Origin of the sequence: Streptomyces yunnanensis (genome assembly GCF_029011865.1) — a bacterium.
GTDB classification, from domain to species: domain Bacteria; phylum Actinomycetota; class Actinomycetes; order Streptomycetales; family Streptomycetaceae; genus Streptomyces; species Streptomyces yunnanensis.
Genome location: NZ_CP095749.1, coordinates 5,371,757 through 5,385,902, shown reverse-complemented (window position 1 = coordinate 5,385,902; position 14,146 = coordinate 5,371,757). Strand labels below are relative to the sequence as shown.

The following is a 14,146-nucleotide window of genomic DNA, read 5'->3' as shown; positions in this document are numbered from 1 at the left end:
TTTAGGAGATCACCACCTTGACGATGCCGGTGAGGGCGATCTGGACGAGCGCCAGCGGGATCAGGACCGTCCAGGCGAGCTTTTGCAGCTGGTCCTCGCGCAGCCGCGGGTAGGTGACCCGCAGCCAGATGACGACGAAGCAGAGCGCCACGGTCTTCACCAGCGTCCACAGCCAGCCCAGGCCGTCGGCGCCGAACGGACCGTGCCAGCCGCCCAGGAAGAGGACCGCGGTCAGCGCACTGAGCACGACGATGCCGGCGTACTCGGCGAGCAGGAAGAGCGCGAAGCGCAGTCCGGTGTACTCGGTGTACGCGCCGAAGATGATCTCCGAGTCGGCGACCGGCATGTCGAACGGCGGTCGCTGGAGCTCGGCGAGCCCGGCGGTGAAGAACACCACGCCGCCGATGATCTGCCACGGCACCCACCACCAGTGGAAGGCGTCGAGGATGCCGGGCAGCGCCAGGGTGCCGGCGGCCATCGCGACGGACGCGGCGGCCAGCAGCATCGGCAGTTCGTAGGCGAGCAGCTGCGCGGCCGTCCGCAGACCGCCGAGCAGCGAGAACTTGTTGGCCGAGGCCCAGCCCGCCATCAGGGAGCCGAGCACGCCGACGCCCATCACGGCGAGCACGTAGAAGACGCCGGCGTCGAGCGCCTGCCCGACGGCGTTGCCCGGCCCGATCGGGATGGCGACCATGACCAGGAGGTAGGGCAGCAGGGCGACCGCGGGCGCGAGCTGGAAGATCCGCCGGTCGGCGCCGGTCGGGACGACGTCCTCCTTCTGCGCGAACTTCACGCCGTCGGCGACCAGCTGTGCCCAGCCGTGGAAGCCACCGGCGTACATGGGGCCGAGGCGGCCCTGCATGTGGGCCATGACCTTGTGCTCGGTCTGGCCGATGACCAGCGGGAAGACCAGGAACACGACGAAGATGGCGAGCAGGCGCAGCACCAGGGCGAGGGTGTCGCTCACGGGGTGTCGCCTCCTTCGTCTTCGGGCCGTTGGGCGGGCGGTGCGTCGGCCGGTCCGGGCTCGGGGGCCGGCGCGGGCTTCCCGGCGGCCTCCGCTTCCTCGAAGGCCGGGCGGGCGTGGTGCCAGGGCGCGTCGGCGGAGCGCGGTGGCGCGGCGGGGCGCCGGGCGGCCGGGGTGCCCTCGGCCGCGGCGTCCTTGGGTGCGGCGTCCGGGGGCGCGGGGGGCTCGGGCGCGGCGTCCTCGGGCGCGGCGGGCTCGGGCGCGGCGGCCGCCTGCTGGCTGGCCGAGCCCTGGCTCACCGACCGGTTGCGACGGGGCGGCCGGTCCGGGCGCGCGGCGTGGGCCGGGCGTTCGGCCGGGGTGCCGGCCCCGGCCGCAGCCTCGGTGGTTGGCACCTCGGTCGCCGCCGCCTCGGTCGCCGCCGGCTGCTGGCTCGCCGAGCCCGCGCTCGCGGAACGGGTGCGCCGGGCCGGGCGCTCGCCCGCGGCCCCCGCCGCCCGGGCGCCGCGGGCCGGCCGCGCCGGAGCGGGCGGCAACTGGCCCTTGAGCGGGCCCCACTCGTTGGGGTCGGGCACCCCCGGCGGCAGCATCTGCCGCCGCTTGGGCCCACCGTGCGCTGCGCCCGCCGCAGGCTCCCCCGGCTCCTTGGCCCCCGGCCACGCCTTCGCGACCCGGGCCGCCAGGACGAAGTCCTTGCGCAGCGGATGGCCCTCGAACGTGTCCGGCAGGAGCAGCGGCACCAGGTGCGGATGGCCGGTGAAGTCCACGCCGAACATCTCGTGGGTCTCGCGCTCGTGCCAGCCGGCGCCCGCGAACACGCCCACGGCGGTGGGCAGCACGGGCGTGTCGTGCGGCACGGTGGTGCGGACGATCAGCCGGCGGACGGCGCCCGGGTGGGCGACATCGGCGAGATGGGCGCAGATCCGGAAGCCGGTGCCGGGCTCGTCGACGGCGCTCAGCCAGTCGAAGTAGGTGCAGCCGAGCTCGTCGCGGGCGACGGTCAGCGCGCCGATCCAGGCGTCCGCCGGGACGTCGACGGTCAGCAGGTCGTAGGCCAGCTCCGCGGTGGCACCGGCGCCGAAGAGGGCGCCGGCCGGGCGCGGCAGCCAGCCGACCGCCTGCTGCTCCTCGGCGGGCGGCTCGGCCGGGTCGGCCGGCTGCCGGGGCTGCTCGGGCTGCTCGGGCTGCTCGCTCATCGGGATCCCTCCCCCGCGGTCCCGGCGGTGCCGGACGCGTCCGGCGCCGGGGCGGCCGGCGGGGTCACCAGGCCGCTGCGGAGGGCCGCGGCGGACGGCCGGGCGGCACGCTGGTAGCGCTCGCCGAGCGACTCGCGGGCGATCTTCTCCTGGAGCTTGAGGATGCCCTGGAGCAGCGCCTCCGGACGGGGCGGGCAACCGGGCACGTAGACGTCCACCGGGATGATCTGGTCGACGCCCTTGGTGACCGCGTACGAATCCCAGTAGGGGCCGCCGCAGTTGGAGCAGGCGCCGAAGGAGATGACGTACTTCGGCTCGGGCATCTGCTCGTAGAGCCGCTTGACCGCGGGCGCCATCTTGTCGGTGACGGTGCCGGAGACGACCATCAGGTCCGCCTGGCGCGGTCCGGGCGCGAACGGGATCACGCCGAGCCGGATGAAGTCGTGCCGGGCCATGGACGCGGCGATGAACTCGATGGCGCAGCAGGCCAGGCCGAAGTTGAAGACCCACAGGCTGTAGCGGCGGCCCCAGTTGAGGACCACCTTCATGGGTTCGGGGGCCAGCCGGGCCAGCGCGCCGAGGCGCCGAGGCTCCGGCAGGAACTCGGGGGCGACGCTCCCGGGCGCGGTCTCGGAGCCGGCGGAAGCGGGGGTCACGTCCATTCCAGGACGCCCTTCTTGTACGCGTAGAGCAGGCCGACGGCGAGGAAGCCGAGGAAGACGAACATCTCCACCAGCGTCACACCGCCGTATCCGGGCGCGGCGAAGACCGTCGCCCAGGGGAACAGGAAGATCGAGTCGACGGCGAAGACGACGTAGAGGAAGGCGTAGACGTAGTAGCGGACCTGGGTGTGCGCCCAGCCCTCGCCGACCGGATCCACGCCGCACTCGTACGTCAGCAGTTTCTCGGGCGTGGGCACCACGGGCCGCAGCAGCCGCCCGGCCCCGAAGGCCGCGGCGACGAACAGCACCCCGACCACGGCGATGATCCCGACGGCCGAATAGCCCAGGAAATAGTCCGCGGCGACGGTGGTGCGTACGGTCGTGTCCGGCACGTCCGCCCCTCGCTCCCTGACTGCGCTTCTTGAAACGACTTTTACACGATCTCTACGGACGGGAGTCTAGGCCCTGCCCCGGCCGCGTAGGGCAGCCGTGTCATCGCCGACGGTGGGTCCGGCCCCACTTCGCCCTTCCCGGGTGGCCGGCAGCGTAGACGGCGGGCCAGGTTGTCTCACCAGGCGTCTCACTAATCGGACGGCAGGCGTCCGGTCGGCGGACCGGGTGGGCGGGCGCCGCCGTGCGTCGGCGGTCCGTCGGTCAGCGCGGGGTGCCGCCGCCGTACGCGGCGCGCGGGTCGGCGGACGGCGGGGGCGCCTGGGGGTGGGGCTGGTACGGGGACGGGTGTGGGGGCTGGTGCTGTGCGTGCTGCTGGTGCACCGGGGGTTGGGGTGGCGGTGCGGTCGGGGGCTGGGCCGCTGCCGGGGGCGGCGCGTGGCGGGGCGCGGCCGGTGCCGGCTGCGGCTGCTGCGCGGGGACCGGGTGCGGCGGCCGGCGCCGGGCCGGGTCCCGGGAGACCGCACGGTCCATGACCTCGGCCGCGATCCGCGCCGCCGCCTCCTGCGTGCGGGCGCCCAGCAGCTCGCTGCGGATGGCGCCGCCCGCCGCCAGATGGCGGTCGTAGGGCAGCGGCAGCACCGCCGCGCCGCCGGCGCCCAGATGCCCGGCGGCCTTGCGGACGTCGACGCCGCTGTCCGGCGAGGAGTGGGTGAGCACCACGACCGTGGTCGGCAGCAGACCGGGGTGCAGACCGCCGACCCAGTCCAGTACCGACCGGGTGGCGGCCACGCCCTCCGGGGTCGCCGGGGTGACCAGGACCCGGGCCTGGGTCGTCACCAGCGCGGTGCGGGCCACCTCGGCGGGCAGCGTCTCGCAGTCCACCACCGTGGCGGCGAAGTGGCGGCGCAGCGAGGTCATCACCACGCGGTAGGTGTCGAGGTCCAGCCGGGTGCCGATGGCGCCCTGGCTGCCGGGCAGCAGCCAGCCGCCGCCGGCGAACGGGAGGAGGTAGCCCGTCAGGTCCGTGATCAGCATCGACGGGTCGAGGATCTGCGCGAGGTCGCTGCCCGACCAGCGGACCTCACGGGCGCCGAGCCGGTGCGGGAGCGTGCCCAGCGCCGGGTCGGCCTCGACGGCGAGCACCGGGTCGGGGCGGTAGTGCGCGAAGGTCAGCGCGAGCAGGGCGGCGACGGTGGACTTGCCGGCACCGCCGCGGATGCTGGACACCGCGATCTGCCGACCGCTGGAGACCGGTTGCTGGATGGCGTGCGCGGCCCGGGTCAGGGCGGCGGTCTCGGCGGCGGGCGAGGACGCGAACACCCGGCGCAGGGCCCGGCCAGCGCGCCGGGCCAACGGGTCGCCGCGGCGCGGCCGGGGCTGTCCGTCGGCCAACTCGGGCGGCAGCAGCGGCACGGAGACCGGCGTCCGCGCGGGCAGCCCGGAGCGCCCGTAGTGCCCGGGGGCGGGCGCGGCTCCGGGGCCCGGGGCGGCTCCCGGGGCGGGCGCGACCGGCGGCAGCGGGGCGACGGCCGGCGGGACCGGGGCGGCCGGAGATGCCGGGGCGGCCGGAGGTACCGGAGGAACTGATGGGGCTGATGGGGCTGATGGCGCCGACGGGGCCGATGGGGTCCGGATGACCTGGCCGGCCTGGATGATCTGGCCGGTCAAGGCGACCTGAGGGGCCGGCGGGGGCGGGGACGCCGGCGCGGGGTCGAACGGGGACGGTTCGGCCGCCGCGGGCATCGTCCGGGGCGGCGGCGACATCGAGGGCGGGGCCGGGGTCGACATCGGGGCCGACATCGGTGCCGGGGTCAGGGGCTGGGTCGGCGTCGGGCTCGGGGGCGGCGCAGCCTGCGGCATCGGTACGGCCGCGGGCAGCGCGCCCGGCACCCCGCCGGCCACCACCGCACCACCAGTGCCTACAGAACCACCCGAACCGGCAGGACCACCCGGCCCGGCAACACCTCCCACTGCCGGCGTACCCGCCGCAGCCGCCGGCTGTGCCGTGCTCTCCGTTGTCATCCGGCCCTCACCTCCTCCCGGTCTTCGCCCTGCGTTCCGAACTCCCCGGGCCGGCCGGAACGTTCCGCCGCCGCCGGGTCTTCACAGGATGTCCCCGTCGCCCCCGCTGTCCGCGTCGCCCCCGCTGTCCGCGTCGCCCCCGCCGACCTGATCGTCTCCGCCGGCACCGCCCCTCTCCTTCCCATGACCGTTCCCGACCGCTTCCGGCTGCTTCCAGTCGCTCCCGACCGTTCCCGACCGGTTCCGGCCTCGTCCGGTCGTTCCGCGCTGCTCCCGACCGCTCCGGTCGTTCTCCGCTCCGCGCCTCCTCGCCCGCTGCTCCGCTCCCGTCAGAAACCGCCCAGCAGCAGCCCGTAGAGCCCGAACGCGCCGAGGCCCACGGGGATCAGCGCCACCATGCTCACCGACTCCGCCAGATCCAGCCAGCGCCGCAGCCGGTTCCGCAGCGGTTCCGGCAGCCGGACGGCGAGCGCCGCCACCGGCAGGGCGACCAGCAGGCACAGCGCGGCGAGCGCGAGCGCCGGGGCACCGCCGTCCGTCGCGCAGAGCAGGACCAGCCGCACGCAGACGGCCGTTCCGGCGGCGAGCAGCGCGACCACCTCCACTGCCAGGGGATAGGCGCGGGCCCGGGAGAACAGGACGACGGCCAGCAGCAGGGCGGTGAGCACCGTCCAGAGTCCGGGCGCGCCCGCCGCGAGCACACCGGCCGCGCCGGCCGAGGCCGCCAGCGCCACGGTGGCCGGGGCCAGTCCCCGGTGGGCGGCGGCCAGCGCGGCGGCCGCCCGGTGGCGGCCGACCGTGGTGGTGCCGGCGTGCCGGTCGTCCAGCCCGGTCAGCCCGGCCGCGCGCAGCGCCAGCCAGGGCAGCGCCCCGAGGGCGAGGACGGAGAGGAATCCGAGGGCGACGCCGGTGCGGACCGGGTCGGTGAGGGCCAGCAGCAGCTCCCAGGTGCCCACCGTGAGCGCGAGCGTGGCCGCGCCGGTGAGGCCGCCGCGGCCGAGGCCGGTGCGGAGGCCGAGCAGGGCCAGCGCGACCGCGGCGACGAGTCCGGTGGCGGCGAGCCGGGCGGCGCCGCCGGGGGCCGCCTGCCAGGCGGCGACGATGCCGAGGGTGCCGCCGATGAGCAGCAGGGCGGTGCCGGCGGCGCGTCGGGCGGGCGCCGCGGTGAGCGCCGCGCCGCCGCCCGCGGCCAGGACGGCCGTGCCGGCCAGCCAGAGGGCGGCGCCGGCGCCGTACCAGGTGCCCGCCGCGATCCCGGCGACGGCGGCGAGCAGCACGCTCGCGGTGACCGCGGTCCGGGTCCGGCAGCGGTCGTCCCAGCGCGGGCTGTCCTGGGGGCCGGCCGGGCCGGTGGGCGCCGCGGCGGGCGCCGTCGGGGCCGCGGTCCGGCCGCTGCCGCCGCGCTGTCCGGGGCCCGCGTCCGCACCCGGCGTCGCACTCGTCATGTCCACGCGGCCGTTCTGCACCGCCACACCATACGGTCCCGGTGCCGTGCCCTGTCCACAGCGTCGCGCGCCAACCCGGGCCGCCCGGGCGGAGGGTGGGGGAAACCCCCCGCCCACCACCCGACGGCCCCCATGGCAGAGCGGTGCCGGGCCCGGCAAGCTGGGGCGTATGACGGAAAGTTCCCCACTCGCTCCCGACACCGACGCCCCCGACGGGGCGCCGCTCCCACCCCCGCGGGCGCCGCTCGACCGCTGGACCTGGCGGGAGATCGGATATCTGCTGGCCAACCTCCCTCTGAGCGTGACGGCGTTCGTGGTGCTGGTGGTCTGGTTGGTGCTGGGGCTCGGGCTCTCCGTCACGGTCGTCGGACTGCCGCTGCTGGCCCTGGGACTGACGGCCTGTCGGTTCTACGGGAAGCTGGAACGGGCCCGGGCGCGGGCCTGGCTCGGGGTGGCGGTGGCCGAACCGAGCCCGCTGCGACTGAGCCAGCACGGGTTCTTCGGGTGGCTGTGGGCGCGGCTGAAGGACCCGGTGGCCTGGCGGCACGCGCTGTTCGCGGTGATCCGGCTGCCGTGGGGCATCCTCACCTTCTCCCTCGTCCTGGTCTCGCTGTTCGTGGGCTGGCCGGTGCTGCCGTGGCTGGCCCGCTGGCTGTCCAACGTGGACCGGGCGATGGTGCGCGGGCTGCTGCCGCCCTCCGACGAGCTGGAGCGGCGGATCGCGGAGCTGGAGTCGGACCGGGTGGCGGTCACCGACACCGCCGCCGCCGACCTGCGGCGGATCGAACGGGATCTGCACGACGGGGCGCAGGCCCGGCTGGTGGCGCTCGCCATGGGCCTCGGTCTGGCAAAGGAGAAGCTCGCCGAGGGGCAGGCCGACGAGAGCGTGGCGGCGATGGTGGACGAGGCGCACGGCGAGGTGAAGCTGGCGCTCCAGGAACTGCGCGACCTGGCCCGCGGCATCCACCCGGCGATCCTCACCGACCGCGGCCTGGGCCCGGCGCTGACGTCGCTGGCCAGCCGGTGCACGGTGCCGGTCACCGTCTCCGTGGACCTGGCCGAACGCCCCGCGCCGGCCCTCGAAGGGATCGTCTACTTCACCGTCTCCGAGCTCCTGCAGAACGTCTCCAAGCACAGCGGCGCCCGGCAGGCGTCGGTGGAGGTGTGGCGGGTGGAGGGGGGCGGGCCCGCAGGGCCCTCGGGCAAGGGCGGTGGTGGGCGACGGCCGGGACGGCTGCTGCTCCAGGTGCAGGACGACGGGAGGGGCGGCGCGCGGCTCGACGGCGGCAGCGGGATGGCCGGACTCGCGGACCGGCTGGGGTCGGTGGACGGGCTGTTCGTGCTGGATTCGCCGGTGGGCGGGCCGACCCGGGTGACGGCGGAGGTGCCGTGGCGCCCGCGGCCGGAGGCGGGGGCGGCGCCGGGCGCGGGCCGACGCTGAGCGGGGCGCGGCCCCTTCCGCCGGGGTGGGGAAAACCCCCGGCGGAAGACTGCGAGCACCCTCATGGCCCGGGCGGCGCCCGTCGTCGACCCTGGAGGGAGCCGGCCAGGGCCGGTCGGGAACCGCCAGAACCGCCGGAATCGCCGGCACGGACGCCACGGCAGAACGGACGGACGAGACAGACATGGACACCGCGTACTCCGCGCACCCCACCCGCCCACCGCGGCCCCGCGGCCACCGGGTGCCGGTGGGGCTGCGCGCCCCCTTCGCCGGGCGCACCTGGCGGGAGTTCCTCCACCTCTGCCTGAGCCTCCCGGTGGCCAGCGTGATGTTCGGCTACGCGGTCGCCGTGGTCGCGACGAGCGCCGGCCTGCTGGTCACGTTCCTGGGCATCCCGGTGCTGGCCGGCGGACTGGCCGGTGCCCGCGGGCTGGGCGCCCTGGAGCGGGCCCGGGCGCGGGCGCTGCTGGGCCTGGACGTGGCCGCCCCGGAGCCGCTGCGCCCCTCGAAGCCGGGCCTGATGGCGTGGGTCGGGGCGGTCCTCAAGAGCGGGGCGTCCTGGCGGCACCTGCTCTATGCGTTCGTGCACTTCCCGTGGGCGCTGTTCGCGTTCGTCGGCTCGGTGACGTTCTGGTCGGTGGGCTGGGCGCTGCTGAGCTTCCCGTTCTGGTACTGGCTCGCCCCCTCGTACGCCTCCCTGCCGGGGATCCAGCTGTGGGGGGACGGGACCACCGTCCTGTATGTGAGCCCGACGGCGGCGGCCATGGTGAGCGGGGTGTTCGGGCTGCTGATGGTGCTGGCCGGGCCGTGGGTGTTCCGCGGGCTGACGCAGGTGGACCGGCTGCTGGTGCGCGGGCTGCTGGGGCCGTCGCCGCTGGCCACCCGGGTCATCGAGCTGGAGTCGGACCGCGGGGTGGTGGTGGACACCGCCGCCGCCGACCTGCGGCGCATCGAGCGCGACCTGCACGACGGGGCGCAGGCCCGGCTGGTGGCGCTGGCGATGGACCTCGGGCTGGCCAAGGAGAAGCTGGCCGCGGACCCGCAGGCGGCGGCGCGGATGGTGGACGAGGCGCACGGCGAGGTGAAGGTCGCGCTCCAGGAACTGCGCGACCTGGCCCGCGGCATCCACCCGGCGATCCTCACCGACCGCGGCCTGGGCCCGGCGCTGACGTCGCTGGCCGGCCGGTGCACGGTGCCGGTCACCGTCGAGGTGGACCTGGACCGGCGCCCGGCCCCGGCCATCGAGGGCATCGCCTACTTCACCGTCTCCGAACTGCTCCAGAACGTCGCCAAGCACAGCGGGGCGGACCGTGCGGCGGTGGACGTCTGGCACACCGCGGACCAGCTGATGCTGATGGTGTCGGACAACGGCCGGGGCGGGGCGAGCACCGAGGCCGGCGGCGGGCTGGCCGGGCTCGCCGAGCGGTTGGGCTCCGTCGACGGCCTGCTGGTCGTGGACTCCCCGGCGGGCGGCCCGACCACGGTCACCGCCGAGCTGCCCTGGCGCGGCTGACCGACGACCGGCGGACGACCAACGGGGAGCGACCAGGGAGAACGCTCGGAGGACACGATCGGGGTGGGGCCGGGACGGGGGTCCGGCCCCACCCGCCTTTCCCCGGCCGCCGCCCCGCCCCCACCCCCCGTCCTCTCCCCTCTCCCCTCCCTTCCTCCCCCCTTGCCCCTCTCCCCCCTTGCCCCTCCTCCTCTCCCGTTTTCCGCGCCGCCCCGCGTCGTTCCTCTTCTCCCCCTCACCCGCCCGCCGCGTTCCGGATGCTGGAATGCTGGGGGACGGCAGGCTGGACCGTAGGAAACGTGGGGAAACGAGGTCGTGGGGGACGTGTCGGTCGTGGAGGACAGGGTGCGGGTGGTCATCGCCGAGGACTCGGTGCTGTTGCGGGAGGGGCTGACGCGGTTGCTGACCGACCGCGGGCACGAGGTCGTGGCGGGCGTGGGCGACGGCGAGGCGCTGGTGAAGACGGTCGCCGAGCTGGCCGCCGCGGGCGCCCCGCCGGACGTGGTGGTGGCGGACGTGCGGATGCCGCCGACCCACACCGACGAGGGCGTGCGGGCCGCGCTCCGGCTGCGGCGGGACCACCCCGGGGTCGCCGTGCTGGTGCTGTCGCAGTACGTGGAGGAGCAGTACGCGACCGAGCTGCTGGCCGGGTCGAGCCGGGGCATCGGCTATCTGCTCAAGGACCGGGTCGCCGAGGTGCGGGAGTTCGTGGACGCGGTGGTCCGGGTGGCCCGCGGCGGCACCGCGCTGGACCCGGAGGTGGTGGCGCAGCTGCTGGGCCGCAGCCGCAAGCAGGACGTGCTGGCGCACCTGACGCCGCGGGAGCGCGAGGTGCTGGGGCTGATGGCCGAGGGGCGGACCAACGCGGCGATCGCCCGGCAGCTGGTGGTCAGCGACGGCGCGGTCGAGAAGCACGTCAGCAACATCTTCCAGAAGCTGGGGCTGACGCCGAGTGACGGGGATCACCGTAGGGTGCTCGCGGTCCTCACCTACCTGAACTCCTAGCGACCTGACACCCTGTCAGATGTCTGTGATGTACCGATCCACCAGCAGCTGAGGGGCAGGACGTAGAACGATGGTCCTAGCACCAATGGACGAGGTCGGTGCGTCACGGGGGCGGGGGCGACGAGGGCAGTGATTCGATGACAAACCATGACAGAGCGGTGTCTCATCCTGACGTCCACGATATGGCCGGACCAGGGAAGGGCACCCTTACCCAAGTACGATGGTTATGGGACAACCGGTCGGTACGACCCGTCCCACGCCCTGCGTCCGGCGGGGACGCCGCACCCCTTGAGGGAGGTCCGAAGCAGTGACCAGCCAGGTCAGTAGCACAGCCGAACAGGCCGACGGAGCGCTAGTCGGGGAACAGCGCACGTCCGGCGACGGCGGCCCGGGCAAGGAGGTCCGGCGCCTGGACCGGGTGATCATCCGGTTCGCCGGCGACTCCGGTGACGGTATGCAGCTCACCGGTGACCGTTTCACGTCCGAGACGGCGTCGTTCGGCAACGACCTGTCGACGCTGCCCAACTTCCCCGCCGAGATCCGGGCCCCTGCCGGAACCCTCCCGGGCGTCTCCAGCTTCCAGCTGCACTTCGCCGACCACGACATCCTCACCCCCGGTGACGCGCCGAACGTCCTGGTGGCCATGAACCCGGCCGCGCTGAAGGCCAACATCGGCGACGTGCCGCGCGGCGCGGAGATCATCGTCAACACCGACGAGTTCACCAAGCGCCCGATGGCGAAGGTCGGCTACGACTCCAACCCGTTGGAGGACGGCTCGCTGTCGGCGTACAACGTCCACCCGGTGCCGCTGACGACGCTGACCATCGAGGCGCTCAAGGACTTCGGGCTCTCCCGCAAGGAGGCCGAGCGCAGCAAGAACATGTTCGCGCTGGGCCTGCTGTCGTGGATGTACCACCGGCCGACCGAGGGCACCGAGAAGTTCCTGCGGGCGAAGTTCGCCAAGAAGCCGAACATCGCCGAGGCGAACGTCACCGCCTTCCGGGCGGGCTGGAACTTCGGCGAGACCACCGAGGACTTCGCCACCTCCTACGAGGTCGCGCCGGCCACCGCCGCCTTCCCGACCGGCACCTACCGCAACATCTCCGGCAACCTCGCACTGTCCTATGGCCTGATCGCCGCCGCGAGCCAGGCCGACCTGCCGCTGTACCTGGGCTCGTACCCGATCACCCCGGCCTCCGACATCCTGCACGAGCTGTCCAAGCACAAGAACTTCGGTGTGCGGACGTTCCAGGCGGAGGACGAGATCGCGGGCATCGGCGCGGCGCTGGGCGCGGCGTTCGGCGGCTCGCTGGCGGTCACCACGACCTCCGGCCCGGGCGTGGCGCTGAAGTCCGAGACCATCGGCCTCGCGGTGAGCCTGGAGCTCCCGCTGCTGATCGTGGACATCCAGCGCGGTGGGCCCTCCACCGGCCTGCCCACCAAGACCGAGCAGGCCGACCTGCTCCAGGCGATGTACGGGCGCAACGGCGAGGCCCCGGTGCCGATCGTGGCCCCGAAGACGCCCGCCGACTGCTTCGACGCGGCACTGGACGCGGCCCGGATCGCGCTCACCTACCGCACCCCGGTCTTCCTGCTCTCCGACGGCTACCTGGCCAACGGCTCGGAGCCCTGGCGGATCCCCGAGGTCGACGAACTCCCCGACCTGCGGGTGCAGTTCGCCACCGGCCCCAACCACGAGCTGGCGGACGGCACCGAGGTGTTCTGGCCGTACAAGCGCGACCCGGAGACCCTCGCCCGGCCCTGGGCCGTCCCCGGCACGCCCGGCCTGGAGCACCGCATCGGCGGCATCGAGAAGCAGGACGGCACCGGCAACATCTCCTACGACCCGGCCAACCACGACTTCATGGTCCGCACCCGCCAGGCGAAGGTGGACGGCGTCACCGTCCCCGACGTCGAGGTGGACGACCCGCTGGACGAGACCGGACGGGGCGCGAGCACCCTCGTCGTGGGCTGGGGTTCGACCTACGGGCCGATCACCGCGGCGGTCCGGCGGGTCCGCGGCGCGGGCCAGCGGATCGCCCAGGCGCACCTGCGCCACCTCAACCCCTTCCCGGGGAATCTGGGCGAGGTCCTGGCGCGTTACGACAAGGTGGTCGTGCCGGAGATGAACCTCGGTCAGCTCGCCACTCTGCTGCGCGCCAAGTACCTCGTCGACGCGCGCTCGCACACCCAGGTCAGCGGGATGCCGTTCAAGGCCGAGCAGCTCGCGGAGGTCCTTAAGGAGGCCATCAATGACTGACACGGTCTCGGAGAAGCCCGCGCAGATCGAGGCGCTCTCCCTGGTGCCCAAGGCCACGGCGAAGCAGTCCATGAAGGACTTCAAGTCGGACCAGGAAGTGCGCTGGTGCCCCGGCTGCGGCGACTACGCCGTCCTCGCCGCCGTCCAGGGCTTCATGCCGGAGCTGGGCCTGGCCAAGGAGAACATCGTCTTCGTCTCCGGCATCGGCTGCTCCTCCCGCTTCCCGTACTACATGGACACCTTCGGGATGCACTCCATCCACGGCCGCGCCCCGGCCATCGCCACCGGGCTCGCGTCCTCGCGCCGCGACCTGTCGGTCTGGGTGGTCACCGGTGACGGCGACGCGCTGTCCATCGGCGGCAACCACCTCATCCACGCCCTGCGGCGCAACGTCAACCTCAAGATCCTGCTGTTCAACAACCGGATCTACGGGCTGACCAAGGGCCAGTACAGCCCCACCTCCGAGGTCGGCAAGATCACCAAGTCGACGCCGATGGGGTCGCTGGACGCGCCGTTCAACCCGGTCTCCCTGGCGCTGGGCGCCGAGGCGACCTTCGTGGCCCGCACCGTCGACTCCGACCGCAAGCACCTCACCTCGGTGCTGCGCGCGGCCGCCGCGCACCCCGGCGCGGCACTGGTGGAGATCTACCAGAACTGCAACATCTTCAACGACGGCGCCTTCGAGGCCCTCAAGGACAAGGAGCAGGCCCAGGAGGCGGTGATCCGGCTGGAGCACGGGCAGCCGATCCGGTTCGGCACCCCGGCGCCGGACGGCCTCGGTTCCCAGGGCGTGGTCCGCGATGTGGCCACCGGCGACCTCAAGGTCATCGACGTCACCGAGGAGGGCACCGACGGGGTCCTGGTGCACGACGCGCACAGCCCCTCCCCCACCACGGCGTTCGCCCTCTCCCGGCTGGCCGACCCCGACACCCTGTACCGCACCCCGATCGGTGTGCTGCGCGACGTCGAGCGGCCGGTCTACGACACGCTGATGGCCGAGCAGTTGGACACCGCCGTCGAGCAGAAGGGCAAGGGCGACCTGGGTGCCCTGCTGACCGGCAACGACACCTGGACGGTCGTCGGCTAGCCGACGCCCCGGCCGGACCCTCCCGCGGGTGTCCGTGGGGAGCGCCTTGCGGCGTTCTCCGCGGGCACCCGCGCGTGCGTTCCGGACCCTTCACACTCCTGTCATGACCGTCTTACGAAACGGACATGACAGGAGCGGCGGACGGCGCTACCTTG

Annotated in this window: 11 protein-coding genes; 5 read left to right on the top strand and 6 right to left on the bottom strand. The window is 74.4% G+C overall.

Features of this window, described 5'->3' with window-relative positions:
• Window position 1: 1 nt before the first annotated feature.
• From MOV08_RS23445 to MOV08_RS23420, 6 genes are all read right to left on the bottom strand, one after another.
• On the bottom strand, window positions 2-967 hold the full coding sequence (locus tag MOV08_RS23445) for a complex I subunit 1/NuoH family protein (protein WP_039641386.1): 966 nt from the start codon (window positions 965-967) through the stop codon (window positions 2-4).
• Window positions 964-2,163: an NADH-quinone oxidoreductase subunit C gene (locus MOV08_RS23440; protein ID WP_275308746.1), complete on the bottom strand. Its 1,200-nt coding sequence runs from the start codon at window positions 2,161-2,163 to the stop codon at window positions 964-966. Before MOV08_RS23440 ends, MOV08_RS23445 begins: the two co-directional genes overlap by 4 nt.
• Window positions 2,160-2,825: an NADH-quinone oxidoreductase subunit B gene (locus MOV08_RS23435; protein ID WP_275308745.1), complete on the bottom strand. Its 666-nt coding sequence runs from the start codon at window positions 2,823-2,825 to the stop codon at window positions 2,160-2,162. The genes MOV08_RS23440 and MOV08_RS23435 overlap by 4 nt, the downstream gene beginning before the upstream one ends.
• Window positions 2,816-3,217 carry an NADH-quinone oxidoreductase subunit A gene (locus MOV08_RS23430; RefSeq protein WP_275308744.1) on the bottom strand — a complete coding sequence of 134 codons (402 nt, stop codon included), beginning with the start codon at window positions 3,215-3,217 and terminating at the stop codon, window positions 2,816-2,818. Before MOV08_RS23430 ends, MOV08_RS23435 begins: the two co-directional genes overlap by 10 nt.
• Before the next feature lie 262 nt (window positions 3,218-3,479).
• Window positions 3,480-4,631: a MinD/ParA family ATP-binding protein gene (locus MOV08_RS23425; RefSeq protein ID WP_275308743.1), complete on the bottom strand. Its 1,152-nt coding sequence runs from the start codon at window positions 4,629-4,631 to the stop codon at window positions 3,480-3,482.
• Between the two features lie 938 nt (window positions 4,632-5,569).
• Window positions 5,570-6,706: a secretion protein snm4 gene (locus tag MOV08_RS23420; RefSeq protein WP_275308742.1), complete on the bottom strand. Its 1,137-nt coding sequence runs from the start codon at window positions 6,704-6,706 to the stop codon at window positions 5,570-5,572.
• Window positions 6,707-6,854: 148 nt separating this feature from the next.
• Between MOV08_RS23420 and MOV08_RS23415 the strand changes: the two genes are divergently transcribed.
• From MOV08_RS23415 to MOV08_RS23395, 5 genes are all read left to right on the top strand, one after another.
• Window positions 6,855-8,126 (top strand): sensor histidine kinase, encoded by a 1,272-nt coding sequence (locus tag MOV08_RS23415; RefSeq protein WP_039635263.1) that lies wholly within the window; start codon window positions 6,855-6,857, stop codon window positions 8,124-8,126.
• Window positions 8,127-8,310: 184 nt separating this feature from the next.
• Window positions 8,311-9,639 (top strand): sensor histidine kinase, encoded by a 1,329-nt coding sequence (locus MOV08_RS23410; protein WP_275308741.1) that lies wholly within the window; start codon window positions 8,311-8,313, stop codon window positions 9,637-9,639.
• A gap of 345 nt (window positions 9,640-9,984) precedes the next feature.
• Window positions 9,985-10,644, top strand: coding sequence for a response regulator transcription factor (locus MOV08_RS23405; RefSeq protein WP_338057414.1), 660 nt, complete (start codon window positions 9,985-9,987; stop codon window positions 10,642-10,644).
• Between the two features lie 307 nt (window positions 10,645-10,951).
• Entirely contained in the window at window positions 10,952-12,904 is a 1,953-nt protein-coding gene (locus MOV08_RS23400; RefSeq protein WP_275308740.1) for a 2-oxoacid:acceptor oxidoreductase subunit alpha, read from the top strand.
• Window positions 12,897-13,991, top strand: coding sequence for a 2-oxoacid:ferredoxin oxidoreductase subunit beta (locus MOV08_RS23395; protein ID WP_039635253.1), 1,095 nt, complete (start codon window positions 12,897-12,899; stop codon window positions 13,989-13,991). The genes MOV08_RS23400 and MOV08_RS23395 overlap by 8 nt, the downstream gene beginning before the upstream one ends.
• Window positions 13,992-14,146: the final 155 nt, after the last annotated feature.